Source organism: Sorangium sp. So ce375 (genome assembly GCF_051473855.1).
In the GTDB taxonomy this organism is placed as follows: domain Bacteria; phylum Myxococcota_A; class Polyangia; order Polyangiales; family Polyangiaceae; genus Sorangium.
In genome coordinates this window covers 9,829,264-9,855,904 of the sequence record NZ_CP150335.1, presented here as the reverse complement: position 1 = coordinate 9,855,904, position 26,641 = coordinate 9,829,264, and the positions used below count along the sequence as shown (strand labels likewise).

Here is a 26,641-nt window from a genome sequence, read left to right as displayed (position 1 = left end):
GGAGGCTTCGAGGGCGCCGCGCACCAAGGTGACCCCTTACGGTCACGCCTTGTTCCACGTTCGATTTTCAGCGGCAGCCGTCGCTCATCGCTTCACCGGAGCTCGCGCAACGCTGCGATGAGCTCCGACAGCGACGTCGCGTCGCTCCGATCGAGCGCCGCCGAGCCCGCGGCGAGCGCCTCGGCGAGCGCGCGCGAGCCCCCGGCCTCCGGCGCGGCGGCGGCGACGGCCGACTCGGCGTGCGCGATCTCCGTCACGAGCGCGCCGATCGCCGCCGGGTCGATCGCCGCGGCCCTCGCCGTCGTAGAGAGCGCGCCCGCGGCGCTCTCGACCTGCTCCACCGAGGCGCGCGTCGACGCGTGGAGCTCCGCCAGGCGCAGCCGATCGAGCAGCGCGCCGTACGCCGACTCCATCGCGGCGAGCTCGCGCAACGCGAGGGCCGCCGGCCCCTCCGCCGCCTCCGGGCCTGTCGCGTCGTCTTCACCGGGCGCGCCGGGCGCGCTGTCGACGGCGCCGGGCGCGCCCGACGCGCGCTGCTCCGCGATCGCGACGACCTCGGCGCGCGCCGCCCGCACCTCGCCGAGGAACGCCTCGATCGACGCCGCCGCCGGCGCGAGCGCGCCCGCGCCCAGGGTCGCGAGCGCCTGCGTGGCCTCGCGTGGACGCCGCCGCAGCAGCCTCCGGAGCGGCGCGTTGCACGCGACCCGCAGCGCCGCGGCCTCCGCGGCGGCGAGCACCCGCTGGCCCATCGACAGCTTCAGCGCGGCCTCGTCGCACGCGCGCGCGAGGTCCTCGGCCATCGCGCTCGCCTCCGGTCGCTGCGGAGGCCCCGGCCCGTCCTGCGCGCCGCCGCGCTTCGCCTCGAGCGCTGCGCGCGCGTCGTCCAGCGCGCCGACCGCGGCGCGCAGCCGCGCGACGGCGGCGTCGGCGGCCGCGGTCTCGGCGGCGAGGTCTTCTCCCTCGTCGTACGCGCGCCGGCTCGCCGCGAGCAGCCGGCGGCGCTCGTCGCCTGCGCGCAGCGCCGCGGCGCTCCGGCGGGCACGCGCCGCCCCGAGCGCCGCCGCGCCGCGCGCGCCGAAGGTCCACGCGCACGCCGCGGTCGCCCCGATGGCGGCCGCGGCGGCGATCCCCACAGCGGCCGTCGGGAGGGCCGCGCCTGCGCCCACGCCCACGCGCAGCCCGACCATCCCGGCCGCGAGCGCGCAGGCCGCCGCGCCCGTGCCGATCGCGCGCGCGCCGCGCTGGCGGGGCGCGGCCTCGAGCGCCGTCACGCCGATGTAGGCCACCGAGCCGAGCGCCACGAGCAGCAGGACGAGCGACAGCGGCGAGGTCAGCGTGACGAGGAGCCAGCCGAGCAGCGAGACGTCGATCATGGCATCGCGCCGCTCGCGAGCGTGACCTCCCGGTCCCTCGCGCCGATCGACCCCGGCGCGCTCGTCACCCGGAACGACGCGCCGTCCCACACGATCGTCGTCACCACGAAGCGCACCTCCCGCCCCGGCGGATCGCTGCGGAACCGGACGCGCCACTCGAGGCGCGCGAGCTCGGAGGTCGGCAGCTGCACCGCCGCGAGCCCGACCGCCGGCGCGAAGGTGCCGTCGCCGAGCGCCGCGTCCACCTGGCCGTCCCGCGCCGCGAGGGCGAGCTCCGCCGCGTAGTCCTCCCAGAGCAGGACGCGCAGCGCCCCGGGCCCGCTGAACAGCTGCAGCTCCTTCAGCTTGCGGGCGAGGCTCTCGGCCTCGGCGCCGGCCGCGGGGCCGCCGTCCCCGGCGAGCAGCCGGCCGATGCGCGCCGCCGACAGGAGCCGCGCCCACGCGCGCGGATCGTCGGGCCCCGGCGTGCCCTCCGCGGCGGCGACCTTGCGCTGGATGCGGAGCGCCTCGTCGACGCGCCCGCCGCCCGCGGCCGCCGCGGCGAGCCTCAGCCAGCCCTGGGGATCGGCAGGCGCGAGATCCGTGAGCGTCGTGTACTGGCGGTACGCCGCCGCGTACCAGCCGTGCCGGAGGTAGACGTCGCCGAGCATCGCGCGCGACGCGGGGCTCGCCGGATCGAACTCGACGACCTCCGAGTACGTGCGCAGCGCGTCCGCCTCGAAGCCGCTCGACGCGAGCACGTCGCCGAGCTCCAGCGCGAGCGTCGGGCTCATGAAGCCGCGGTCGCGCAGCCGCCGCCCGTAGGCGAGCGCCTCGTCCTTCCGCCCTGCCTCCGCGAGGAGGCGCACCCGCCGGATCTCTCCCTCCGGGTCGTCGGGCCGCTCGGTGAGCGCCTGCCGCACCACCGCGAGCCGCTCGTCCACGCTCGGGATCGCCGCGAGCCGCTCGTCGACGAGCGTCCAGCTTGCCTTGGGATCGACGCCCCCGAAGAGCGTGCGCCGCACCGCCGCGGAGATCGCGGGATCCACGCTCCGCCTGAGGAGCGCGTGCGCGATGAACCGCTGCGCCTCGGGCTCGCCGGCGAAGCGAGCGAGCAGCGCCTCGGCGCCGCCCTCGGTGGACACCCTCGCCTGGAGGAGCGCGAGGAGCGCGGCCCTCGATCGCCAGTCCGGCAGCTCGCAGGTCGTGAGCGCGCCCTCGTAGCGCGCGATGAGCTGCTCCGCCGTCGTGGCGCGGGCGAGGCGCTTCGACCAGACGACGATGCGCTCGGCGAGCGGCCGCCGCGCGGTGTCGCTGCAAGGCGCCATCGCGACCGGCGGGCGCCGCGGCGGCGGAGAGGTCCGGGAAGCGGGGCGCACCGCCGCGGGCGCTGCCTTGCGGGCCTTGTCCAGGCGCGGGATGGCGTCGGACGGCGCGCTTGCTACGCCGCCGCTCGTCCCCGTCGTGAACCCGAGCGTGCCGCCCGCCGGGGCGCTCATGGGTGCAGCTAGCCGGCGAGGGGCGGCCGGCTGGTTCGCCGCGGCCTCTTGCTTCAGCAGCTCCGGCTCCTGCTCCGCGTCGGCGTTCTCGGCCGGGCGCGCCGCCGTCGCGGCGGGCGCGGGGGGCGGGGCGTCGTCCCCCCCAGGGCTCTGGTCGCGCGCGTTGCCCTGCTCCGCGATCGCCGGCGCCATCGCTGGCGCCGGCGCTGCCGCCGCCTGCGCCCTCGCGCCGTAGCCGCCTTCCTTCGCCGAGCTCTCCTCGTAGGCCGCGCTCGGCTCGCTCCTCGCGCACCCGGCGGCGACGGCCGCGGAGGGCGGCGCGAGCAGCGCCGCGAGCTCGCGCTCCCGCTGGGGCGTCAGCGCCGTCAGCCGCTCGCCCCGCAGCGGCGAGCGCCGCCGCCGGATCCCCTGGTTCAGGTAGGCCTGCTCGCTCTCGAGCGCCAGCGTGCTCGTGAACGGCGTGATCAGCCCGTAATCGAGCCCGAGCTCCACCACCTTGCCGCGGTGCGCCTCGATGTCGTCGCCGTCCGCGAGCAGCCGCCGCATCTTCTCGGCCGCCCAGAAGCGCGGCACCAGCGCCGCGCCGACGCCCCGATCGAGCTCGATGGGGTGCTCGCGGGCGTACTCCTTCCCCGCGAGCCGCCCCTTCACGATCGCCTTCGTCGGCAGCGCGTGGTGCGTGCGCGCGAGCAGCACCACCTCCTCGCCGCGCGACACCTTGCCGCTCGCGGTGAGCATCGGCTCGTCGAGCCCTGCGCCGAGGTCGATCGAGAGATCGGTGATGGTCGGCGTCTTGATCGCGCCGGCGAGGCGCAGCACCTCGGACGTCGAGCCCTCGGCCTCGTCGATCCGGAACGCCTGTCCTCCTCCGGCGCGCGCGAGCTCGCGGAGCAGCGCGTGGTTCGCGTTCTCGCCGACGCCGACCGTGAAGAAGCGCGCGCGCGAGGCCGTGAGCGAGCGCCGGAGCCGCTCCGCGAGCCGCGCGCCCGTCACCTCGCCGCTCGTCGCGAGCCCGTCGCCGATGTAGATGACCGCCGGCTGCTCCTTGCCGTGCACGCGCCCGAGCGCCGACTCGAACAGGGCGCCGAGGTCGGTCGCGCCCCCCGTCGCGTGCTCGGCCAGCCGCGTGAGCGCGGCGGAGATCTCCTTGTCCGACGCCTCGGCCAGCCCGTCCTTCGGGTGCAGGACCGCAGGCGCCGAGTCGAGCGCGATCAGCGCGAAGTGGTCCGACGGCGACATCGCCCGCAGGATCGCCTCGGCCGCCGCCGCCTTCTGCTGCCGCGCCGACTCGTCCGCCGACGCCGACGTGTCGACCACGACGACGAGGTCGGCGGGCAGCTCTTTGAGCTCGGTCCAGTCCACGTCGGGCACGTACCGGGCCATCACGTAATCGGCGCGGTCCTGGCCCGCGGCGAAGCGCGACACCCGCAGCGCCGACGGCTTCGCCTTGACGGAGGCCTCGAGCTGGAAGTCCGCGCGCGGCTCGTAGCCGCTGCGCCGCATGCTCACCCGACGCCCGCCGTCCTCGATCACCGCGTCGGCGAGCGTCGCGATCTGCAGGCCCTGGCCGGCCTGGCCGAGATCCACGGAGAGGGAGAACTCGCCGATCTGCACGGGCTCGCTCCCGCGCATCGGGTAAACATAGGTCAGCTTGCCTGTCGGCGCGCCGAGCATCTCCACGTAGCGCAGCACGACGCGCCGGGAGCCGCTCGCGGGCACGGGGAAGATGCGGGCGCGGTAGCTGTGGCCGTCGACCCACTCGAGCAGCGCCGGCTCGTGGCCGGTCTGCACGGCGGTCTGGTACCGCTGCGCCGCCTCCTTCCGCTCGATGACCTCGCCCTCGACGAGCACGCCGTTGGTCTCCACGGCGAACGAGCTCACGATCGCCCGCTCGGGCACGGTGAACCAGTACCAGCCCTCGACCTGGCGTCCGCCGGGGTTCGAGAAGGTCTGGTCCACCTCGGTCTCGGCGAGGCCGTCGCGCAGGACGGCCCGCACGGCTTGCCGGCTTATCTCGAGCGTGCGCGCCTGCGTCCCTGGGGCGCCCTGCAGATCGACGCCGTAGATCCGGCCTGATCCGCTGCCCTCGCCCGCGAGCGGCCGGTGGTCGCCCATGCCTCCGGTCCAGTCCTCCCAGTAGGCGAGCGGCGCGACCTTGGGCGCGGCGCTGCCGGCGACGGTCGCCTGCTCCCCTGCGTGGACCTCGACGCGCCCGCCGGGGGCCGCGACCACGGCGAGCCCCCGCGCCACGTACACGCTCACGGCGTCGCCCGAGCGCCTCATCGACAGGCCGGCGTCGGCCGCCGAGACGTTGACGTCCCCCAGCGCGTGCGAGAGCCCTACGCGCCCCTCGGGCGGCGCGTCGAGCCACACCTCGCCCTGGGCGACCGAGAGCCCCTCTGCGCCGAGCGCGATCTCCGAGTCCGCGCGGAGGAACACCGCCGAGCCGTCCGCGAGCCGGACGAGCGCCCGCGCGCCCTTTCCGGTCGCGAGCTTGGCCCCGACCGGGACCGGGATCCCGGACACCACGGTCGATTTCCTGTCGCCCTGCGCGTTCGCCGTCAGCGTGACCTCCCCCGAGGAGAGCTCGAGCCGGGCGCCGATGGCGCTTGTCTTCTCGGGCTTCGTCTCGTGGCTCAGGACGAGCGCGGTCACGCTGGCGGCGAGCGCGAGCGCCCCGAGCGCGAGCCGGAAGCGCAGGCCGCGTCTGCGGCGCGCAAGCTCGGCCCCCGCCCTCGCTGCGCCCTCTCCTGCCGGCGCGTCGGCCGGCTCTACCTCTTCGTGCGACGACATCCAAGACCTCCTCGCCGCGGTGGCCCTCGCCCCCGGGAGCCAAGTGCGGGGCCGCATGCAGACGTCTCACCCCCCGCAGCGATCTACCGAAGCGATCGCGTCGGTCATCGTAACGGGAAAGCGCGGAGGAAGCGTAGCCCCATCCCGGAGCGGGACGGCGAGCCGCGCGCATCCGGCTGCGGTCTGGTCTGAGACGCGCTTCGAGCCGCCCTGACGCCAAGAGAAAAAAGCTCGTGAGGGCGCCGGAAGAAAGTTTGAAATCCGGCGCGCCAAGGGAGCGAAGGAGGAGAGAATTTATCCCTCTTTGTCTTTTTGCGTCTTTGCGTCTTTGCGTCTTTGCGTCTTTGTGTCTTTGCGTCTTTGCGTTCCTGTTCTCGCCATTCGATGCCTGCTTCAGGCCACCTCGTGCCCCGCGGGTCAGGCGCGGCGAGCGCTTTCAGAGGGCCAGGGCCCTCTCTATATCTTCATGGAACAGGCCGCCTGGACAGGGCGATAGTCCACGCGGTGCGCGAACGGCGGCTTCTGTGGGGCTTTCCATCATAGGAGGGGGCGATGGCAGGATTGCTTCCGGGGTTCCGGAGGTTCATCGACTACGTGTCTCTTGTCTCCCGGAGGCGGGGGCTGCGCCGAAATCTGCCGGGTGACCGCTTCCTCGCCGAGGTGGTGAGGACGGTCGACGGGGACACGCTCCGCGTGCGCGACGAGGAGGGCGTGACCTATCCTGTCCGCATGCTCTCGATCGATACGCCGGAGACACACTTCCTCGGCACCTCGCAAGGTTACTGGGCCGAGGTGGCCGCCGCGCGGCTCTCAGAGCTGCTCCCCGATGGCGCCGAGGTCGAGATCCAGACGGACGAACAGCCGTTCGACGCTTACGGTCGCGTGCTCGGATACGTCCTGTCGCGAGGTCGGCTCGTCAACCGGCAGATGCTCGAGGAGGGCCTGGCGACGACCTACATCGTCGCCCCGAACCTCCGTTACGCGCGAGAGCTCTCCGAGGCCGCGCGGCGAGCCTTCGCCGAGCATCGCGGCATGTTCGGCGACCGCGGCGTCCTGCTCCCGTACGAGTTCCGGTGGAGGATGCGAGGCCGGTCGAGCGCGGAGCTCGTCGGCAGCCTGTCCCGAGGCGAGGTGTACGATCTGGCGGAGCGGGAGCGCGTCCCCGCCTGGGATCGGGTGTTCTTCTTCGACGCGCGGGACGTCAGGGCGCCGTTCTTCCGCGCGACGCCGGGGCGGCGCGGAGGAGACGGCTGACAGGACTCCCATGTCGCGCGAGCTGGCCGTGGCGCCCTGGTCGCGCAGGCGGCCATGATGCCACGGATCGTGGCAGTTTGCCTCGCGTCGCCCGCTCCTCGACTGGACGGAGCGCGCTCGTAAGCCCCGTGCGCACCGCGATGCGCGATGGCGCGAGGTGTGCTCGTTTGCCGATCCGGGCGAGGAGGCAGGACTTCCCGCGCAAATTGCCCCGCTCCGCTCCTGGTCAGGAACGGAGCGCACATCGCGCACCCCCCCTGGCACAGAAGTCGCCTGCGGGCGGAATCGCTCATGGTGTCTCGGCTGTGTGCCCGGTGAGTCGCCATTCGTGTGCGCCGGGCGGGAGCTCCGCGCTGGGAGGCGGGGTGCTCGGCCGGCCATTCCTGACGACGTACCCTCGTGAAGGAGCCGCTCGTATGCCTGTGAAGAGAATGGATATCTCGTGCATGGTCGCGTGCACTGCAGCGCTCTCGCTCGGCCTCGTGCACTGCGCCTCGACGCCGGCGGCGGGACCTCTGGAGCCCGTCAGCACACGTGACGCGCCGCCGGGGACGGCCGAGGCGGTCGCGCCGACGGGCCCGAGGGCGCCCATGAACGCGAATCCGCCGCCCGGCCCCGCCACGCCGCGCACGAGCTACCTGCCTGTCGACGACAAGGAGCCGTTCGCCGCGCTGCTCGCCCGGATGAAGGCCGACAAGCCGGCGGTGATGAAGCGCCACCAGACGCTGCTCGAGGCGCGGTACGACCTCGCGAACCGCCCTGCGCCGGGGGTCACCATGTCGCGCGGCAAGCCCGTCCAGGGTGGCGTCCGGGTGAAGCTCGAGAAGGGGACGACGTGGGAATCGCTGGCGGCGCTCACGCCCGACGCCATCCGGGATCAGGGGCTCTGGCCGAAGGGCTTCCTGCCTCTTCCGCACCCGAACCAGCCGGAGGGGGGGATGGTCTTCCCGAAGCTCCAGATCGAGGAGCTGAAGCGCCAGACCGGGCGCGATCTCACGCGCTTCGATCTCGACTTCGATCTTCCGGATCACCTCATCTCCGAGTTTCCGGCGCCGATCTACCTCACGACGCGGCCTGACCTGGGCGACGTCTCCAAGGGGCAGCTCGTCACGATCGACAACTTCTACGAGCTCTTCAACGGCATCCTGAACCCGAAGCAGCTCGAGGGGCTCCGCCTCCTCGTCACGCCGTTCCCGCAGATGCAGTTCAACGCGACAGCGGACCGGCGCTCGGAGAAGGCGAGCCTCGGCGTCGCCTGCTTCGATTGCCACGCGAACGGGCACACGAACAACGCGACCCACCTCGTGGGCGACATAAGGCCGCAGGAGTTCCGCCACCGGGTCGACACCCCCTCGCTGCGCGGCGTGAACATCCAGCGCCTCTTCGGCTCGCAGCGCGCGCTCAAGACCGTCGAGGACTTCACCGAGTTCGAGCAGCGAGCGGCGTACTTCGACGGTGACATCGTCATCGCGGTGAAGAAGGGGATCAACATCCTGGACCGCGGGCACCAGGTACAGGCGATGTCCGAGTTCCAGGAGATCCTCGACTTCCCCCCGGCGCCGAAGCTCGCGCTGAACGGGCGCCTCGATCCCGCGAAGGCCACGCCGGAGGAGCTCCGCGGAGAGCAGGTCTTCCACGGCAAGGGCCAGTGCGGGACGTGCCATGCCGCGCCGTACTACACGGACAACCTGATGCACAACCTGCGGGCAGAGTGCTTCTTCAAGCCCGAGCTCATCAACGGCCGGATGGCCACCGCGGACGGCCCCATCAAGACCTTCCCGCTGCGCGGCATCAAGGACAGCCCTCCCTACCTGCACGACGGGCGCCTGCTCACGCTGGAGGACACCGTGGAGTTCTTCAACCTCGTGCTCGGCACGAAGCTGACGGCCCAGGAGAAGGCCGACCTCACGGCGTTCCTGCGGGTGCTCTAGCCAGCGGCGTCCCCCTCAGGCGCCGGCGAGCAAGAAGAGCCCGTACTCGCCGACGAGCGTGAACCCGAGCGACGTGTAGGCGGCGATGGCCGCGCGGTTCTCGGCTCCAGTGAAGAGGATCGCGCGCGCCGCGCCGCCGTCCCGCGCCGCGAGCAGCGAGCCCGCGACGGCCGCGCGCGCGTAGCCGCGGCCGCGCAGCTCCGGCGGAGTCCACACGCCGCCGACTTGCACCATGTCCGGCAGGCGCGCGTTGAAGAACGTGCACGACACCGTCTGTTCGCCCGCCGCCAGGACGTAGGCGTCACCGTCCTCGTGCTGGCGCGCGACCTGCTCGCGCGACGACGCGTCGAGCGCGGGGCCGGGCGACCAGCCGAAGAGCTCGATGGAGTAGGCGGCGCGCCAGCGGGCGAGCCGATCGACGTCGGCGGACTCGGAACGGCGGCAGAGCACCTCGCCGGAAGCCAGCGAGGCGGGCACGCGGAGCGCCCGGAGATCGAGGGCGAACAGCTTCTCGCGGCCGTCGCGGGCCGCGGCGTGCTCGGGCAGGCCGAGCGCCTCGCGGGCGCGCTCGACCTGCCCGTACGGGCCGGAGACACCGAGCCGCTTGGCGCGACCGGAGCGCTCGACGGCGGCGCGCGCGACGTCTTCCGTGTGGACGGGCGCCTGGACGAGCACGAGCCCGTTCCAGCAATGCGCGGCGACGGCGACGATGCGGTCCTGCTCGAACGCGGCCACGTAGGTGGCTTGATACGGTCTGCCGCGGTCGGAGAGGCCCGCGGCGCGCACGTTGGAGCGCAGAAACATCGAGCTGTCGGCATGCCGGACGAGGAACGTCTCGAGGGCGGCCTCGTCGCCTGTAGCGAGGGTCCGGAGGTTGACCATGACAGCGCGACGATAGCCGACCCGGCGTGGGAAGGGGCGGCCTCGAAGGGCCGCTACGCCGGATCCTGCGCGGCGCGGGTGAAGACCTCTGCGATGAGCCCGATGGCGCGCTCGTCGAGATCGAGGGCAGCCGTCAAGGGATCCTCGGCCGCTCAAGGTGCCGAGGGGCGCTCGCCTCCGGCCCGAGGCCGGCTCACCTCAGGTAGTCGGAGATCGCGTCGTACCAGACGCCCGCCATCCGGGCGTAACCTGCCTTGTTGGGATGGACCCCGTCGCCGAGCTCGGACGTGGGGAAATCCTTGAACTGATCGACGAAGATGACGTGCGCGCCCTTGCTGGCTCGCTCCTGGACCACCCCGGGGACCTTGGCGTTGTACGTGCTGACCGCGTTTGCGCCGTTCGGGAAAGGGATGATGTTGCTCACGACGATCAGCGCGTCGGGCGCGTTGGCGATCAGCTCGTCGATGAGAGCGCCCAGGCGGGTGTCGGCGCCGTTCGGGGTTTGATACATGTCATTGGTGCCGGCGTGGAGCAGCACGATGTGCGGCATGTCCCGGAGCCCCGGGGTCGGGATACGATTGGCGATCTGCTGGATGGTCTCTCCGCTGATGCCCTCGTGATTGCGGGGGAACGGCTTGCCATCGACCATCGCGGGGCCGTTCATCTGCTGCGTGCCCGTGAAGGTGATCTCGTGGCCGTCTTGCGTGGCGAGGTGGAAGAGCTCGACCCGGTATCCGCCGTCGAAGCCGAGGCCGAAGGTGATCGAGTCCCCGAGGGGCAGGACCTTGCAGGCGCCCGTCGCAGGGCAAGGCTGGAACCCTGTCTCCGGCGAGCCCCCGCTTCCGCTCGATGCTTCCGCCGAGCCGCCGCCGCTGCCGCCCGCGCCCCCGGCCCCTCCGGCGCTGCTCGAGCTGCTGGTCGAATCCCCACCGCCCGAGCTCGCGGTTCCCGTCGTGCTGCTCGCTCCGGCCGTGGTCGACGAGACCCCCGAGCCCTCACCCGCGCTCGTGGTCTGGGCGCCGCCGGAGGTAGCCCCTCCTCCGGAGCCACCCGAGCCATCGGACGACCCATCAGAAGCGCTGGAGCAGGCCAGGGCGTTGACCAAGAGAAGTCCCAAGAGCGGAATCCCGCGGGCGAAGCTACCGAATGCACCACGGCGGGCGAGCAGCGGAGAGGTAGAGGTGGACATGTGAGCACAGCTCCCGGTCGGTGACCAAAGGATAATTATGTTTTGGGCAGAATCGGCAGGGCTCGGCTCGATGCCACACACCCGCGCGGATTCTGCGAGGAAGTGGCAGGACGGTACGCAGCGCTCGCGGCGACGTCGTTCAAATTCTCGGCGAAGCTTTTCAGGATCCCGACGCGCGGGATCCGAGCCGTGCGTCACGCGCCACGGGCCACTCGCCACGGGTCACGCGCCACGGGCCACGCGCCACGCAGAGAGTAGAGGTGTGTGCTCGGACACACGCTCGGCGCACGAGGAGCTTGACCCCCGTGTTCCTCGACGTCGACGATGTTCCGGGGCGATCCTAGGCATGACAGCGGAGTTTTCAGCGAAGTACGGGGCAGCCCTCACCGGATCGGACTGGGTGGGGCTGCCGCTCCGGATCGGGCACGTGCCCGAGAGCGGCCGGCTCGAGGGACTCTCCGCGGAGAGCGATGCAATCTTGGTCTGGACGGGAGGCCCTTCGCAGGTCGCCATCCGCTTCGAGGAGCCGACCTCGGGCGAGGTCCGGGAGCATTCCTTCGAGCGGCTCTCGGGAATGATAGACCTCTTGCCTCGGAGGACCAGGCTTCACAGCGTCGAGTGGCTGGGGCGACCGTCGGTGTGCACCTCGGTGAACTTTCCCGAAGCGTCCATGTTGGCTCTTTGTGCGTCTCCGTCGGCCGTCCTGGTCCCGGAGCGGGGTCCGCGGTTCGGTCTGGTCGACGCCCATGTGGTCGACCTGGTTCATCGCCTGCAGGCCCAGGCCGAGGCGCACGAGTACTTTGGAGCCGTCTACGTGCAGTCGCTCTGCCTGACGCTGGCTTCCTACGTCTCGGCCCGCTACGGAGCGGGCGCGGCGGCGGAGAGCTCGCTGCGCAACGCGAGCCTCTCGAGGAGCCAGCGAACCCAGATCGAAAAGTTCGTGGACAGCGAGCTCTCCTCGAACTTCGGGCTCGTCGACCTGGCGGGGCTGGTGGGCTACTCGCCGGACCATTTCTCGCGCTTGTTCAAGCACGCCTTTCACCAGACTCCCCATCAGTACGTCATTTCGCGCCGCATCGAGAAGGCGATGGCGATGCTCCGGGACGAGCGGCTGTCCATCGCGGAGATCGCTCTGGAGTGTGGCTTCTCCAATCAGGGGCACCTCACGACGGTGTTCAAGCGCCGCACGGGGACGACGCCGGGCGCGTACCGAAGGAAGTGACCGCCGGCCGGCCAGGACCGGCGCGGGCGCTGGCTCGAAGGCAGAAGAGCGATGACCGGAAGGGATGCCCGAGCGCCGGGGGAGATCGGCGACATCCGATCTCCCGTCGGCCCACGATCACTCGCCCGGCGAGGCCGACGGGCCCTGGGCTTCGTCCTGAGATCCATCGAGCATCGGGCCCGGAACGACCGGCGCAACCACGCGCCGCAGGGCGAGCTGCTGCTGCAGCGCGTGCTTGGTCCGCAAGCCGCCCGACACCGAGCGGACGAAGCTCCGGTGGTCCTCGCCGAAGTCGATCCGGGGCACCGAGAACGGCGCGTCCGGCGAGCTCCGGAATCCGCCGACTGTCGCGTAGTCGCCAGGCGAGCTGGTGACGGCCCCCACGAAGCCGAGCCGGCGCAGCGTCGCGCACTCGCGAGGACCGAAGTCCGTCCCCACATGCCCGTTCGGATAACAGAAGATGGGGACCGGGCGCCTGGCCTCCGCGCGCAGGCGCGCCCAGGACTCGTGGATCTCGTGCTTCGATTGCTCCTCGCTCGCCCTGGAGAGCACCGGATGGGTGACCGTGTGCGGACCGAACGTGATGCCGCGCGCCTCGCACGCGCGGACGTCATCCCACGACATGGGCGCATAACGCGCGGGCGGGCGCGCCGGGAGCTCGACCTCGGCGGCGGCGGCGAGCCGCTCGATGGCGCGGAGCTTCTCGATCTCGGGGACACGCGTGCACCGATCCACGAAGCGCCGCGCGTGCTGCGCCCGCGGGGCGCCGTCGTTCAGGCGGATGATGTGGCGGAGGCCGGCCACCATCACGCTGAACTCACGGTGACGCGTCGTCTCGAACACGTACTCCACGCGGTGCCACCAGCACCACAGCGCGCCGTCCAGATAGCCTGTCACCACGAAGATGGTGGCCGGGCAATCGAGCTCTTCGAAGATCGGCGCGGCGACCGTCGCCTGATCGATCGTGCCGTCATCCATCGTGAAGGCGACGGCTCGATCGATGGGCGGCGCCTCGCCCGTGAGGCCCTGGAAGAGCCGCTCGAGCGACACGATCGGATACCGCTCGCTCCTCAGGAACTGCAGCGCGCGCCGGAGGGCGCGCGGATCGAGGCCCGTGATGCCGCGATCCGGGTCCGCGAACCGATGCATCACGAGGATGGTCGCATGGCCGTACATCATCGGCGTGAATGGGCGCGCCCCCCACGGCTCGGCCCGCAGATCCGAGGGCCATCGCGTTGCGTTCGACATGAGTCCTCCCCCTCGAGAGCCTTCGGCAGCAGCAGCAGAGTTCGGTGACGGCGCCGCCCCGCCTGCTCAGCTCGCGATCGCCGCCGGCGAGGGCGACGATGGGTGTTCGCCGTGAGGCAGCCGGTCGCCGAGGTACGCTGCGCTCGTGAGGGTGGACGGCGTCTGGCTCGCGCCCCAGACCCGGGCGAGCAGGGCGCTCGGGCGGACCGATGTGACGCGCCTCGGACGCCGCACGAGGAGCAGCGCGTACAGGTCCATGTAGCGCTCGGCCATCCGGACGGCGGAGTAGCGCCTCAGCGCGGTCATCCGGCCGCGCTGGCCCATCTTCGCGGCGCGCGCGGGATCGGCGTGGAGCTCCGAGAGCCTCGCGGCGAACGGCGCGACCTCGTCGGACGGCACGAGGAAGCCCGCCTCCCTGTCGATGAGCGCGGTGGACACGCCGCCCACGTCGGTCGCAACGACCGGCAGCCCCGTGGCCATCGCCTCCAGGAGCGCGATCGGCAGGCCCTTGGCCAGGGACGGCAGCGCGAACACATCGAACGCGGCGAGGAGCGCCGGCACGTCGCCGCGCTCCCCCGCGAACAGCACGCGATCGGACACGCCGAGCTCGCGCGCGAGCGCGACGAGCCGCCCGCGCTCGTCGCCCTCACCGACGAGCACGAGCCGACCGCTCCGGGGCAGCGACCTCGCGGCCGCGCGCACGAGCAGCGCGTGGTTCTTCACGGGAGCGAGGCGCCCGACGCTCCCGATGACCCAGGCGTCCTGCGGGATCGCGAGCTCCGCGCGCACCCGGGCCCTCGCCGCCGGATCCGGCCCGAACTCCCATAGATCGATGCCGTTCGCCACGACATGCAGCTTCTGCGGGTCGACCTCGCGCTGGCGGAGGGCGACCGCGGCGGTCGACTGCGACACCGCGACATGGGCGTCGACGAACGCGGACGCGACGCTGCGCAGCCATCGCCGCCCTCGCATGTCCTGAGACACCCCGTGGTTCGTGTGGATGGTGGGGACCCGGTGCATCCACCCGGCGGGCGCCGCGTAGATGAGCGGCAGGTGGTTGTGCGCGTGGACGAGCATGACGCCCCTCGTCGCGAACAGCGCGGCGAGGCGGGCGGTGAGCGTCGCGTCGAACCCGGGGCACTTCGGCACGAGGTGCACCTCGACCCCGCGCCGCCGGAGCTGATCCGCGCATGGGCCGTCGGGCTCTTCGGCGATCGCGACCGCCAGCACGTCGTGACCCGCGCCGCGCTGGAACCCCGCGAGATCGACGACCACCTGCTCTACGCCGCCGGCCTGGAAGCTGCTCACCACATGCGCGATGACGAGCCGCCGGGAAGCCCGCGATTCCGCGTGAGCAAGATCCTCGATGCCGACAAAAGCCTGTACAGCCATACCCCTCCCCATCGAATGGACTGCCGAGCATCCGACTCGCCTGCGCATCCAGCGCCGGCCACGCCTCGCTGTCGTCCCGTCGCGCCGTGGCCATCCGATACGGCAACGTCGTCCAGGGCATCATCGGCGCGGACCTGGGACCGTCGGTGCATCGACCTGGCGGACCGACACGAGCGCGATAACACGTCGCACGATTACATTGCGGACGGTAAGGGCGCGACTCAAATCACTATACGACGAATTCGCGAGCTGACAAGTAGATCATGCAATGAATGGCAAGGGCGAAGTACAGGGCTGTGCAGCCCGATAAGGACATGGGCGCGGCGCCGAACAGAGGAGATCCGTCCCAGTCTTCGACTGGCCACGTCCGTCGAGAGCGACGCCTCGCCGGGCGAGGAGCCCGGCGGGGGCGTGCGAGGGCGGCGGGGCCTCAAAACCGTCCGCGTTTCATTCAGTTGCAATTACAAGGATCGTCGCGGCCGGTCACGAAAGATGAGCCGCGCGTCGCGGGCCCGAGCACTGTAGAGGGCGTGCCGCGACCCGCACTGGGCCAATCTGCGACGGAGCGTGGGTGGCAGCCCTTCGCCCTAAGGCGGCGCCGGACGGCGATTTCGGAGCTTCGTCTCATCACGGAACGGGGGGACACCGCGATGGAGTTCGCTGGAGGGAGGATGCCTCGATGAAGAACACGAACGGCGCCCGGTGTACGCCGGCGGTGCTGCGCTGGCGGTGGCCGGCGTCAGCGGCTACGCGTCGGCGCTTCGCGGAGGTAATCGAGCAGCCGGGCCTCGTCGCTGCCGATCATCCGGTCGATGCCGTCCTCGCGGACATGGCGTTGGATCTGCAGCGCCCCCGCGGTCGTCCGCACGAGGATGGCGACGCGCCGGAAGCCGCCCATCACGATCGGCCGCAGCCGCTGCATCGCTGCCTCGAACTGCGGCTCGTTCCGCCCCGTCGCCGCGCGCAGGTCGACGAGCAGACACAGCCCGTTGCGGCCGGCTCGGTCCAGCGCGCGGCTCACCTCCATCCACCGTTCCTCGAACTGCGCGGCAGACTCCGACGGCAGCGCGCTCCGCGTGACCCGCGCGAGCTGCGAAGCCGGGTCGATCGTCACGGTGTAGTGCGCGTTGCGGAGGATCTCGAGCATAGCCCATGAGCATGATATCAGGATCAGAGAACCAGGGCAGCCGGCGGGCGAGCCGAGCGTCCTTGGGAGGCGCTGCCGAGCTCGCCGCTCCTGCTCGATCGTTTCGTCGGCGCTTCCGGGAAACCACGTCTCGGACACGTACCGGCAACATGCACGGCGAGCGCCTCTTGAATGGCTTTGACGCGCAGTGACAAATTCCGGAGGGCAGCAGCAAGGGCACGCGTCCAGCTGTCGAAGTCAGCCGTACGACACCTGCCCATGCTGTCCCTTCCTGAAGGATCGAACGGCTCCTCGCGCTCGCCGCGGCATCGAGCGCGACCCACAATGTGCGATGCAAGGTGAAGTCGCGATGTGTCACCCGCTTTCGATTGCTGACGAGTTCGACGATGTGCGATGCAAGGTGAAGCCGCGATGCGCCACCGGCTTTCCGATGCGGCGTGGGCCCGTGGCTCCTTCCGGCGAGGGTCTTGCGGCATGACGGATCTGCCTGTTGCCTTGCGGCCGCTCGATGTCACCGAGCTCGATGCGTTCCTCGATCTCGTGGTCTCTTCGTACGCCAGCGAGCGCGCGAGCGCCGTGGACGCCCGGCTGGAGGAGGCGCGGCGCAACGGGCGCTCCCAGGTGGAAGCGCTCCTGCCGCAGGGGCTCGCCACCCCCGACCATCACCTCTACTCGGTGCTGGAGGGGAGTGTTGCGGTCGGATACCTCTGGATCGGGATGAACGACGTCGACGGGTTTCGAAGCGCGTTCGTCTACGATATTCACCTTCGTGAGGAGGCCCGCGGCCGGGGCCTCGGGCGCCGGGTCATGGTCCTCGCCGAGGAGGCCGCCCGCGCCCTCGGCGGGCGGGATATGGAGCTCCACGTCTTCGCCCAGAACACGCGGGCGCGGCGGCTCTACGAGTCGCTCGGCTACCGGATGACGAGCCTGAGCATGAGAAAACACCTCGGCTGACGTCGAACGCGCTCGCCACGCGCGAGGCCCGGACGCGGCCGATGTCCCGGTGAGCGCTCACCTCCACGAAGCGCGCGCCGCCGAGGCTGCCCTCTCGGCCTCCTCCCTCTCTCCCTCTGAGCCCACGAGCGCACGCTGCCGCGCGTCGCGCGCCTGCGCACTTGCGCCACCGGGGCGGCGCGCACAAATGCTCGTAGAGGACGGAGACGGAGGACGGAGAAGGAGTGTCTGCCGATCGTCGACGAGCGGCTCCACGTCGTGGGGATCGTCACGTCGGCGAGGCGCCGGACTCTGCGCGCGAAGAAGGTCCGGACCCAGGAACAGAAAGAGGAGGGGACGAACATGGCTGATCGCTTGGAGGACCCTGGCCGCACGACGGGCTTCGGATTGGGATTGGTCGAGCTCCATACCTTGCGGGAGAGCCGCGGTTCGTTCATCGGGCTCGGCATTGCCCTCGTGGTGCTCGGCGCGCTCGCGATCCTCATGCCCATGATCGCCTCGCTGGTCACGGCGGTCGCCATCGGGGCCGTGCTGGTGGCGAGCGGCCTCTTCGAGGGAATCCACGCCATCCGGAACCGGCGATGGGCCAACTCCGGCTGGTCGATCCTGAGCGCCCTGGTCCAGCTCGTCGCGGGCGCCCTCATCGTGGCTTTCCCGGTGACGGGCAAGGTCACGCTGACCCTGATCCTGGCGGCGTTCTTCTTCGCCGAGGGCGTCCTCAAGATCATCCGCGCCCTCCAGCATCGCGCGATGCCCGCATGGGGTTGGCTCCTGTTCGATGGCCTGCTCTCGCTGGCGCTCGGGGTCCTGATCTGGTGGCGCTGGCCGAGCACGGCGGCCTGGGCGATCGGCCTGCTCGTCGGCGTCAACGTCCTCATCGGCGGCGCGTCGATGCTGCTGATCGGGCTCAGCGCGCGATCCCGGCCCATCGCCAGCTTGCGCGTCTGACCGGCTCGCGCCGGCGCCGGATGCGATGATCTCCAGCTCGCCTCCGGCGCCCGCGCTCGCGGGTGATCTCGTGCCCCGGAATCGCCTGACCCTTACGGGCCGCCGCTCGCCGGCAGGAGCCACGTCTCCACCGCGTGCGCGAAGCCCTCGTCGGCGTTCGACGTCGTGATGTGATGCGCTTGCCGCTGCACGACGGCGCGCGCCTGGCCCATGGCGATGCTGAGCCCGCTCTCCCGGAACATGAACACATGGTCCGGCATCCCGCCGATCGTGACGATGGCTTCGCCGGGGATGCCGAGGAGCGTCGAGAGCGTCCTCACGACCTCTCCGCTGTTGGCCCGCGAGTGCGTCACGTCGAGGAAGCGGGGCCGCTGGCGTGCCACCGAGAAGTGCGCGTCGGCGCCGTGGAGGTCCGACTCGCAGCGCGCCAGCACCCTGGCGTCGTCGCTCACGCCCGCGATCATGACCGCGCGGTTCACGGTACCTTCCCAGCGCTCGACGACGCGGGGCGCACATTGCACGGCCGCCTGCTCGCGCGCGACGTCCGGCGCGTCGCCGCAGCGCACCAGCCAATCGTCGCCCTGGTAGACCCAGACGTCGGCGCCGCGTCGCTCCAGGGTCGCGATGACGACCGCGGCCACGCCGTCGTCCAGCGTGTGCTGCTCGATCACGACGAGGTCCGGCCGAACCATCACGCCCCCGCCGAGCGCGGCGATCGGCGTCGTGATCCCGAGCCGCTCGATCAGCGCGCGCAGGCCGCGCGGCGGCCGCCTGCTGGTGAGCGCGAGGCCGATACCCGCCCCGCGGAGCCGCTCCACCGCCCGCTCCACCCTCGGGGTGAGCACGCCGTCCGGTGTGAGGAGCGCGCCTTCGACGTCGGCGAGCACCAGGAGAGCCCTGCTCATGCGGCGAGCGCCTCCCAGGCGGCGCGGACGAGCGGGTGGAGGCCGCCCTCCGCGGCGGCGGCAGCGCGCTCGGCCGAGCCGCGCCCGCGCGCCTTCACGCCGCCCTCCTCGCCGGCGCCGAGGCCACGGAAGGCGCGCGCCACCGGCCGAGGGCGGCGACGAGGCGGTCGGCTTCCGCCGGGCCCCACGTGCCGGGCTCATAGGGGGCGAGGGGGGTCGCCTCGTCCAGGACCGGATCGACGACGGCCCACTGCGCCTCCACCTCGGACTGGCTCGCGAACAGGGTCGGATCGCCTACGAGCGCGTCGCCGAGGAGCCGCTCGTAGGGCGCCAGCGCCTCGGACAGGTCGCTCGTCACGAGCAGCTCGGTCGGCTGTCCGATCATCTGCTCGCCGGGCGCCTTCACCCGCAGCCCGACGGCGAGCTCCGGCGCCGGATCGAGCCGGATGCGAACGTAGTCCGGGTCCGCGCGCCGGACGTCGCTGAACACGGCGTGCGGCGGCCGCCGCAGCTGGACGAGCACCTCGGTCGCCGTGACCGCGAGGCGCTTGCCCGTGCGTATGCAGAACGGCACACCCGCCCAGCGCCAGCTGTGGATGCGCAGCCGCGCGGCGCAGAACGTCTCCACCTGGGAGCTCGGCGCGACGCCCGGCTCGCCGCGGTACCCGCGGTACTGGCCGCGGACGACGTCCTCCGGCTCGAGGGGCGCGATCGATCGCAGCAGCCGGACGCGCTCCGCCCGCACCGCGTCCGCGTCGCCGGACGGGGGCGGATCCATGGCGAGGCACGCGACGACCTGCAGGAGGTGGTTCTGCAGCATATCGCGGATGCTGCCGGTGGCGTCGTAGAACCGGCCGCGGCCCTCGATGCCGAAGCTCTCGGCCTTTGTGATCTGGACGCTCTCGATATGGTGGCAGTTCCAGACCGGCTCGAGCAGCGCGTTCGCGAAGCGGAAATAGACGATGTTCTGGACCGGCTCTTTGCCGAGGAAGTGGTCGATTCGATAGATCTCCTCCTCCGGAAAGATGCTCGCGAGGGCGCGGTAGAGCGCCCGAGCGGACTCCAGATCGTGGCCGAACGGCTTCTCGACGACGAGCCGCCCGTGGCGAACGCACCCGGAGCGGTCGAGCGCCTTGACGACCTCTTCGAACAAGGTCGGCGGCACGGCCATGTAGTGGAGCGGCCGCTGGGCGGCGCCGAGCCGCTCGCGGAGGCCGTGGAACGTCGCCGGATCGGCGTATTCGCCGCTCACGTACGAGAGCCGCGCGCACACCTCGCGATAGACGCCGGCGTCGAACGCTCCGGCCCGCTCGAGGCTCTCGCGGACGCGGGCGCGGACCTGATCGAGGGTCCACTCGCTCCTGGCAACGCCGATGATCGGCACGTCCAGCCGGCGCCGGCGGATCAGCCCGGCCAGCGCCGGGAAGATCTTCTTGAAGGCCAGATCGCCTGTCGCTCCGAAGAGCACGAGCGCATCGGCGTCGCTCACGCCGCCCGCTCCGCGGGACCACCGGGCGCGCGCCGCATCGCCCCGATCGCCTTGTCGTTCATCCGTCCAGCGAGCATGCGCTCGGCTCCTCTCGTGACGGCCCTCGGGCCGCACGCGCCCGGTCCGGGCATCGCGTGTGCCACGCTGGCCCGGCACCCGAGCGCGCGCCGCCCGCGGCGAACGATCGGCCGCGTCGTCTCTACCCTCCGCGCCTCCTCGGAGCCTCCGTCACGCGTGCTGTGACGCCGCGCGCCTGCGCCTGCCTGCCCTGACGGCCCGCCTCTTGAACGGGTTGAGCACGAGAGGGAGGTTCTGGATCACATCGACCCGATCCGCGAGGAACAGCGCGATCCAGTGGGAAAGCCGGTGATCCGGGGCCGTGTACGCGACGCGGCGCAGCGCGCCGCTCGCGCCTCTCGGCGGCAAGGCCGTGCTGAACACCGGCGTGGGACGGGCGCGCCCTGGGTGCCTGAGCACCAGCCCCTCGATGGGCTGCTGCTCGGGCTCCAACCAGTGCGCGGACTCCAGGAGGCGGGGCGGCACCTCTCTCGGGACGCCCGGCCTGTCCTCGAGGCAAAGATCGACTCCCCAGTACGGCAGCTCCTTGGGCCGCAGGATCTCGGCTTCCATGATCACCTCCTCTTCGGCGAGAGAGCTCATTTGGCACCCCGCGGAATGAGCACGCATTTGATGATCCCGTCGGTCCTCGCCGCGAACACGCGGTACATCTCCGCGGCCGCCTCGAGCGGGGCGCGGTGGGTGATGAGCGCCTTGGGATCGATGTTCCCCCTGCGGATGTGCTCGAGCAGGCGGGGCATGTAGCGCTTCACGTCGCACTGCCCGGTTTTGATCGTCAGGCCCTTGTTCATCGCCGCGCCCACGTCGACGAGGTTCCACGGCGGCCCGTAGACGCCGATGATCGAGACCCTCCCGGCGCGGCGGACCGACTGGATGGCCCAGTTCAGGGCGATGGGCGAGCCGGCCTCCAGCATGAGCGCCTTGCCCAGCACGTCGTGCAGCACGGAGCCGTTCGCCTCGAGGCCGACCGCCTCGATGCAGACATCCGGCCCGCGGCCGTCGGTCATGTCCCGGAGGGTGGACACGACATCAGGCGTCTTGCTGAAATCGAGCGTCTCTGCCTGGTTGTACCGGCGCGCGAAATCGAGGCGGTAACCGACCGAGTCGACGGCGATGACCCGGCGCGCGCCGAGGATCCAGGCGCACCGCTGGGCCACGAGGCCGACGGGCCCGCAGCCGAAGACGGCCACCGTGTCCGCGGGGCCGATGTCTCCCATCTCCGCGGCCTGGTAGCCCGTGGGGAGGATATCCGAGAGAAAGAGCACATCCTCGTCCGAGAGGTCGTCGGGGATCTTCATGGGGCCGACGTCGGCGAAGGGGACGCGGACGCGCTCCGCCTGGCCGCCCTGGTAGCCGCCCGTGGTGTGCGAATACCCGAAGATTCCGCCGGTGATCGTGGTGAGCGGGTTCGTGTTCTCGCAGGCGGAGGTGCGCTCTCGCTGGCAGAAGAAGCACGTCCCGCAGGCGATGTTGAAAGGCACCACGACGCGGTCGCCGCGCTTCAGGGTCTGCACGGAGGGCCCGAGCTCCTCCACGACACCGGTGAACTCATGGCCGAAGATGGACCCGACACGCGTGTCGGGTACGTAACCGTGATAGAGGTGCAGATCGGAGCCGCAGATCGTGGCGCGACTCACGCGCAGAACCACGTCGTTCGGATGTTGAATCCGAGGCTCCGGACTTTCCTCGATTCGGACCAACCGCGGCCCATGGTATGTGAGCGCTAGCATTTGCACTACCTCCCGCCCTGCTCAATGGGCAATGCAAGGGGTGAACCAGGCGCGCGTGCTCGTGGGTGGACCTGACGTGGGCATCGGCGCTCCGGGCGCTCCGACGCCCCGAGCTTCAGGACATCGTTCTCTTCTTCTCTCTGTTCGCTCGCGGCGGCAGCTTCATCTTCTTCGGATCCTCGATCGCCCGCGGTCCTGACCGCTCCCGTGCAGCCTGCGCATGTGGCCGTTCGGGTCCGAGGATCGCTCGAGGTGACTTCTTGCTCGATCGAGCAATTGCCTAGCTGATTGCTCGATCGAGCAATTGCCTAGCTGAGGGCGCAGGGCATACCATTCCGTCTCTCCAGCCATCCATCTCCCGGGCCGCTTTCCGGTCCTGAGCTACGCGCCCTTGCGGAGGTGATAAGCCGCCATCTTGCGCTTGAGGGTGTTCCTGTCGACGCCGAGCGCGCGCGCCGCGCGCGAGAGGTTGCCCTTGTGCACCTCGAGGGCGCGCCCGATCGCGGCGCGCTCGGCCGACGCCACGGCCTCCGCGAGCGGCGCGACCACCTCGCCGGCTGCCGCAGCCTCCGTCGGGCGCGCGATCCCGCCCGCGCCGCCGCCCGCCGGCCGGGCCGCCGGCGACGCGATCTCCGGCGCGAGGTCGCCCACGTCGACCGTGTGATCGCAGAACACGCCCCACCGCTGCACCTCCGCGCGCAGCTCGCGCACGTTGCCGGGCCAGGCGTGCTGGTAAAGGTGTCTCAGCGCCTCGCGCGTCACCTTGAGCCCGCGCCCCTTGCGCCGCGCCCGCACCTCGTCGAGGAACGCGTCGACGAGCACCTCGATATCTCCACCCCGGGCGCGCAGCGGGGGGACCTCGATGATCGCGCCGCGGAGCCGGTAATACAGATCCTCGCGGAACGTCCCTTCCTCCACCATCGTTGCGAGATCGCGGTGGGTGGCCGCGAGGACGCGCACGTCGAGCTCGATCTTCGCCTCGCCGCCCACCCGCCGCAGGGTCCCGTCCTGGAGCACGCGCAGCAGCGACGCCTGCACCCGCGGCGACAGCTCGCCGATCTCGTCGAGGAACAGCGTCCCGCCGTGCGCCTGCTCGAAGACGCCGCGCCGCCGCCCCGCGGCCCCGGTGAACGCGCCCGCCTCGTGGCCGAAGAGCTCGCTCGCGAGCACGCCCTCGGCGAAGACGCCGCAGTTCTCCGCGATGAACGGGCCTCGCGCGCGCGGGCTGTGCTCGTGGATCGCCCTGGCCGCGAGCTCCTTTCCGGTCCCGGTCTCGCCGACGATCAGCACCGGCACGTCGGTCGCGGCGACCCGGGTGATCCGGGCGCGCAGGAAGCGCATCGGCTCGCTCTCGCCGACGAGCACCGTGTCGCGCGTGCGCGCCTCGGCCCGGAGGCGCACGACCTCCTCGCGCAGCGCGCGGATCTCGGGGAAGCCCTCGATATCGAGCCGGACCTCGCGCACCGGCCGCGGGTGCGGGTGCGGCACGAACGCCGCCGGGATCACCTGGAGCATGCGCGCCGGCAGGATCCCCGCCTGCACCAGGATGACCCAGAGCGTCTGCGCCTGCGGCGTGCCGGCCGAGAGCAGGACGTCCATCGCCCACGCCGCCGGCGGAAACGCGCGCTTGAGCTGCGCCGAGAGCTTCCCGAGCGCCCGGAAGAGCTTCGCGTGATCGGACGGATCGTCGACGTCCACGACCCGGAGCTCGATCCGCGGCGCCCGGGCGCGCGCCCGCTCGACGAGCGCCCGCGACGGCGCCTCGCCCGCCGGGATGGTGAGGACCACGATCGCGTCGTAGCGGCTCTCTTCCTGGTCCAGGAGCCGCAGCACAGGCCCGCGATCGCCCTCGGGCCTGCGGCCGTGGTGCGCCGGCGCCGGCCCGAGCGTGCCCGCGTCCGACCACGTGAGGAGGAGGCGATTCACCGGTGCACCGTACACCAGGCATGGTGCGCCGTGTATCAGCAACTCTGGTGCGCAGTGCACCATGTCGAGCCGTTCTGCCGGCGTTTCGGCCGGCCGCGCGCTGGCACGGAAGCCGCAGGTCTCTGCCGCATTCCCATGGGCATCCGCACCCGCGTTCGCGCCCGCGTTCCCGTCCGTCTTCGCCGCCTGCCCCGGAGATCTCGATGAAAGCCCCCGCCGACAGCGCCGTCCTCCCTGCCCATGCCCGCCTCGTCGCCCGCGACGACGTCTGGCTCGAGGGCAACGCCGTCCAGCAGCTCGCGCGCGTCGCGGCGCTGCCCGGCTGCGTCCGCGCCGTGGGCATGCCGGACCTGCACGCGGGGCGGGGCATCCCCATCGGCGCGGCCTTCGCCTTCGCGGACCGGGTCGTCCCGGAGCTCATCGGCGGCGACGCCGGCTGCGGCGTGCGGCTCGTCGCGACGTCGATCGGCCGCGCGGCGCCGGACGTGCTCGAGCGCCGCGCGCGGCAGGCGATGGAGGACGAGCCGCTCGCGGAGTGCGACCCGCGGGCGGTGTTCGAGCGGGTCTGGGAGCGCGGCGCGCGCGGCCTCGCCGAGATCGACGGCGTGCCCGAGGCCCTCGCGCGGCTCGCGGCGGCGGAGCCCGAGGACGGCCTGCGCCCGAGCGGCGACGCGTCGCCGTACCGCGCGGGGTACGAGGGCGCGCTCGGCTCGATCGGCGGCGGGAACCACTTCCTCGAGGTCGCCCGGGTCGGCGCGCTGCGAGATCCTGCGTCGGCGAAGGCCCTCGGCCTCTCCGCGGGGGAGCTCGTCGTCGTGGCCCACTCCGGCTCGCGCGGGCTCGGCGGCGCGCTCGGGCAGCGCTGGGGCGGCGCGGTGCTCCAGGGGGACGCGGCCGAGCCGTACCTCGGCGAGCTCGCCGGCGCGTGCCGCTTCGCGCAGGCCAACCGGCTCCTGCTCGCCTACCGGATGCTGCGCGCGCTCGGCGCCTCGCGGGCGTCGACGATCACGGGCGGGCTCGACCTCACCCACAACGACGTCGCGCGCGAGGCCGTGGGCGGCGAGCTGGCCTGGGTTCACCGCAAGGGGGCGGCGCCCGCCCGGGGCAGCGATTTCACCGTGGTGCTCGGGTCGCGCGGCGCGCCGTCGTGGGTGATGCGCGCGCGCGACGCCGAGGCGGGGCTGCGCTCCGTCGCCCACGGCGCGGGCCGCAAGATGGGGCGCGGCGAGGCGCGCGAGAAGATCGCGGCCAGGTACCGGCGGCGCGAGCTCGCCCGCACGGAGCTCGGCGGACGCGTTGTGTGCGACGACGCGGCGCTGCTGCTCGAGGAGCACCCGGACGCGTACAAGCCGATCGAGCCGGTGATCGAGAGCCTTGTGGAGGCCGGCCTGGCGACGCCTGTCGCGCCGCTCGTGCCGGTGCTCACGGTGAAGCGATGAGCCGGTCGTGGGTGCAGATCAGCGCGGGGAGGGGGCCTGTCGAGGTGCGGCGCTTCGTGGCGCGGCTCGCCGAGCGGGGAGAGCCGGTGAGGACGTACCGGGTGGGGCGGAAGCGCGCGCTCGAGGTGGCGGACGTGCGGCAGGCGCGGTGACGGGGATCGGCCCCGCGACCCTTCGCGGGCTCGCGGTGGCGGCGAGCGGCGAGATCATCAACGTCGGATCCGGGACGGGACGCCGGTGAAGAGTCGGGTGGACACCGACCTCTCGAGCTCAGGGCGCGTGCTCTCGAGGTGCGTCGAGCCGTCGGACTGGACGGCGGGGGCTCGCGCGTCGCCGATGTCGGGAGGGCGCGGAGGTTGCTAGGCGCGGAGGTCGCTGGGGTGGACCGCGACAAGCCCTCTTGAAGCGGGGCTGGCGCGCTTCTTCCGGTGGCTCGCCGCAGCGAGCGATCGATCAACAGACAGAAAGCCAGTGAAGGAACACTCGATGGTCTCCTTGCTCTCGATATTGGTTCTCGGGTTCTTCCTGGGGATGCGCCATGCGACTGACGCGGATCACGTCGTGGCCCTCACCACCATCGTCAGCCGTGAGCGCTCGCTACGCGCGGCCGCGCCCATCGGCGTGATCTGGGGCATCGGCCACACCATCACCATCCTCGTCGTGGGCGGCGCCATCATCCTCTTCGGCATCGTCATTCCCCCGCGCATCGGGCTGACGATGGAGCTCTCGGTCGGCTTCATGCTGATCCTGCTCGGCGGCCTGAACCTCGCCGTCTCCATGCGCAATGCCCGCGCCATCGCGCGCCGAGAGGCGCAGGCGCACGCGAGCAGCACCACCCCGCACGATCACGCGGAGGATGCTGGACACCACGCCACCGTGGCGCGTCTCGATCGTCGCCTCGGCCGGTTCGGCGCATATCGGCTCGTTCGCCCGCTCCTCATCGGCGTCGTGCACGGGCTCGCGGGCTCGGCCGCCATCGCGCTCCTCGTCCTCGGCACGATCCGCGATCCCCTCTGGGCGCTCGGCTACCTCGTGGTGTTCGGCGTCGGCACCATCGCCGGGATGCTGCTGATCACGACGGCTCTCGCGATGTCGTTCTCGTATGCAGCGCGCCGCTTCGACCGCCTCCACGGCGGGATCGGCGTCGTGTCGGGCTTTCTGAGCCTCGCGTTCGGCGCCTTCCTCGTCTACGACATCGGCTTCGTGCAAGGGCTGTTCACGAGCCATCCGCAGTGGACCCCGGGGTGATCCCCCCGCGCGCTC

20 protein-coding genes are annotated in these 26,641 nt (G+C 71.9%); 8 read left to right on the top strand and 12 right to left on the bottom strand.

Annotation, left to right across the window (positions count from 1 at the left end):
• Window positions 1–92: 92 nt before the first annotated feature.
• Together WME90_RS36790 and WME90_RS36785 are read right to left on the bottom strand one after the other, a co-directional pair.
• Window positions 93–1,373: a hypothetical protein gene (locus WME90_RS36790; RefSeq protein WP_437276738.1), complete on the bottom strand. Its 1,281-nt coding sequence runs from the start codon at window positions 1,371–1,373 to the stop codon at window positions 93–95.
• Complete coding sequence (locus WME90_RS36785; RefSeq protein ID WP_437276737.1) at window positions 1,370–5,644, bottom strand: VIT domain-containing protein; 4,275 nt, start codon at window positions 5,642–5,644, stop codon at window positions 1,370–1,372. Before WME90_RS36785 ends, WME90_RS36790 begins: the two co-directional genes overlap by 4 nt.
• A 552-nt stretch (window positions 5,645–6,196) precedes the next feature.
• Between WME90_RS36785 and WME90_RS36780 the strand changes: the two genes are divergently transcribed.
• Both WME90_RS36780 and WME90_RS36775 read left to right on the top strand, forming a co-directional pair.
• Window positions 6,197–6,898, top strand: coding sequence for a thermonuclease family protein (locus WME90_RS36780; protein ID WP_437276736.1), 702 nt, complete (start codon window positions 6,197–6,199; stop codon window positions 6,896–6,898).
• A 590-nt stretch (window positions 6,899–7,488) separates the two neighbouring features.
• On the top strand, window positions 7,489–8,829 hold the full coding sequence (locus WME90_RS36775) for a cytochrome B6 (protein WP_437283708.1): 1,341 nt from the start codon (window positions 7,489–7,491) through the stop codon (window positions 8,827–8,829).
• Window positions 8,830–8,844: 15 nt separating this feature from the next.
• Here WME90_RS36775 and WME90_RS36770 read toward each other — a convergent pair whose 3' ends face one another.
• Both WME90_RS36770 and WME90_RS36765 read right to left on the bottom strand, forming a co-directional pair.
• Window positions 8,845–9,711 (bottom strand): GNAT family N-acetyltransferase, encoded by an 867-nt coding sequence (locus tag WME90_RS36770; protein WP_437276735.1) that lies wholly within the window; start codon window positions 9,709–9,711, stop codon window positions 8,845–8,847.
• A 193-nt stretch (window positions 9,712–9,904) separates the two neighbouring features.
• Window positions 9,905–10,828, bottom strand: a complete 924-nt coding sequence (locus WME90_RS36765) for an SGNH/GDSL hydrolase family protein (protein WP_437276734.1) — start codon at window positions 10,826–10,828, stop codon at window positions 9,905–9,907.
• 418 nt (window positions 10,829–11,246) lie between these two features.
• Here WME90_RS36765 and WME90_RS36760 point away from each other — a divergent pair, with 418 nt between their 5' ends.
• Window positions 11,247–12,122 (top strand): helix-turn-helix transcriptional regulator, encoded by an 876-nt coding sequence (locus tag WME90_RS36760; RefSeq protein ID WP_437276733.1) that lies wholly within the window; start codon window positions 11,247–11,249, stop codon window positions 12,120–12,122.
• A 117-nt stretch (window positions 12,123–12,239) separates the two neighbouring features.
• Here the strand turns inward: WME90_RS36760 and WME90_RS36755 are convergent, their stop codons facing one another.
• The 3 genes from WME90_RS36755 to WME90_RS36745 form a co-directional block, all read right to left on the bottom strand.
• Window positions 12,240–13,370: a polysaccharide deacetylase family protein gene (locus WME90_RS36755; protein WP_437276732.1), complete on the bottom strand. Its 1,131-nt coding sequence runs from the start codon at window positions 13,368–13,370 to the stop codon at window positions 12,240–12,242.
• Window positions 13,371–13,436: 66 nt separating this feature from the next.
• A complete protein-coding gene (locus tag WME90_RS36750; RefSeq protein WP_437276731.1) occupies window positions 13,437–14,678 on the bottom strand; it encodes a glycosyltransferase in 1,242 nt (413 codons plus the stop codon).
• An 823-nt stretch (window positions 14,679–15,501) separates the two neighbouring features.
• Window positions 15,502–16,047 carry a hypothetical protein gene (locus tag WME90_RS36745; RefSeq protein WP_437276730.1) on the bottom strand — a complete coding sequence of 182 codons (546 nt, stop codon included), beginning with the start codon at window positions 16,045–16,047 and terminating at the stop codon, window positions 15,502–15,504.
• Between the two features lie 336 nt (window positions 16,048–16,383).
• On the opposite strand from WME90_RS36745, the gene WME90_RS36740 reads away from it, so the two are divergent.
• Together WME90_RS36740 and WME90_RS36735 are read left to right on the top strand one after the other, a co-directional pair.
• On the top strand, window positions 16,384–16,863 hold the full coding sequence (locus WME90_RS36740; protein WP_437276729.1) for an N-acetyltransferase family protein: 480 nt from the start codon (window positions 16,384–16,386) through the stop codon (window positions 16,861–16,863).
• Window positions 16,864–17,205: 342 nt separating this feature from the next.
• Window positions 17,206–17,811 (top strand): HdeD family acid-resistance protein, encoded by a 606-nt coding sequence (locus WME90_RS36735; protein ID WP_437276728.1) that lies wholly within the window; start codon window positions 17,206–17,208, stop codon window positions 17,809–17,811.
• 92 nt (window positions 17,812–17,903) lie between these two features.
• Here WME90_RS36735 and WME90_RS36730 read toward each other — a convergent pair whose 3' ends face one another.
• The 5 genes from WME90_RS36730 to WME90_RS36710 all read right to left on the bottom strand — a co-directional run bounded on the left by WME90_RS36730 (window position 17,904) and on the right by WME90_RS36710 (window position 23,939).
• Window positions 17,904–18,716 (bottom strand): HAD hydrolase family protein, encoded by an 813-nt coding sequence (locus WME90_RS36730; protein ID WP_437276727.1) that lies wholly within the window; start codon window positions 18,714–18,716, stop codon window positions 17,904–17,906.
• Between the two features lie 94 nt (window positions 18,717–18,810).
• Complete coding sequence (gene zwf, locus WME90_RS36725) at window positions 18,811–20,205, bottom strand: glucose-6-phosphate dehydrogenase (protein WP_437276726.1); 1,395 nt, start codon at window positions 20,203–20,205, stop codon at window positions 18,811–18,813.
• Window positions 20,206–20,433: 228 nt separating this feature from the next.
• Window positions 20,434–20,835 carry a hypothetical protein gene (locus WME90_RS36720; protein ID WP_437276725.1) on the bottom strand — a complete coding sequence of 134 codons (402 nt, stop codon included), beginning with the start codon at window positions 20,833–20,835 and terminating at the stop codon, window positions 20,434–20,436.
• 26 nt (window positions 20,836–20,861) lie between these two features.
• Entirely contained in the window at window positions 20,862–22,013 is a 1,152-nt protein-coding gene (locus WME90_RS36715) for a zinc-dependent alcohol dehydrogenase (protein ID WP_437276724.1), read from the bottom strand.
• Between the two features lie 381 nt (window positions 22,014–22,394).
• Window positions 22,395–23,939 (bottom strand): sigma-54 interaction domain-containing protein, encoded by a 1,545-nt coding sequence (locus tag WME90_RS36710; protein ID WP_437276723.1) that lies wholly within the window; start codon window positions 23,937–23,939, stop codon window positions 22,395–22,397.
• Window positions 23,940–24,142: 203 nt separating this feature from the next.
• Here WME90_RS36710 and WME90_RS36705 point away from each other — a divergent pair, with 203 nt between their 5' ends.
• From WME90_RS36705 to WME90_RS36695, 3 genes are all read left to right on the top strand, one after another.
• The gene (locus WME90_RS36705) at window positions 24,143–25,378 is read left to right on the top strand and encodes an RtcB family protein (protein WP_437276722.1); all 1,236 of its coding nucleotides are present in this window, start codon (window positions 24,143–24,145) and stop codon (window positions 25,376–25,378) included.
• A complete protein-coding gene (locus WME90_RS36700; protein WP_437276721.1) occupies window positions 25,375–25,530 on the top strand; it encodes a hypothetical protein in 156 nt (51 codons plus the stop codon). The genes WME90_RS36705 and WME90_RS36700 overlap by 4 nt, the downstream gene beginning before the upstream one ends.
• Before the next feature lie 334 nt (window positions 25,531–25,864).
• A complete protein-coding gene (locus WME90_RS36695) occupies window positions 25,865–26,626 on the top strand; it encodes a high-affinity nickel-transport family protein (protein WP_437276720.1) in 762 nt (253 codons plus the stop codon).
• Window positions 26,627–26,641: the final 15 nt, after the last annotated feature.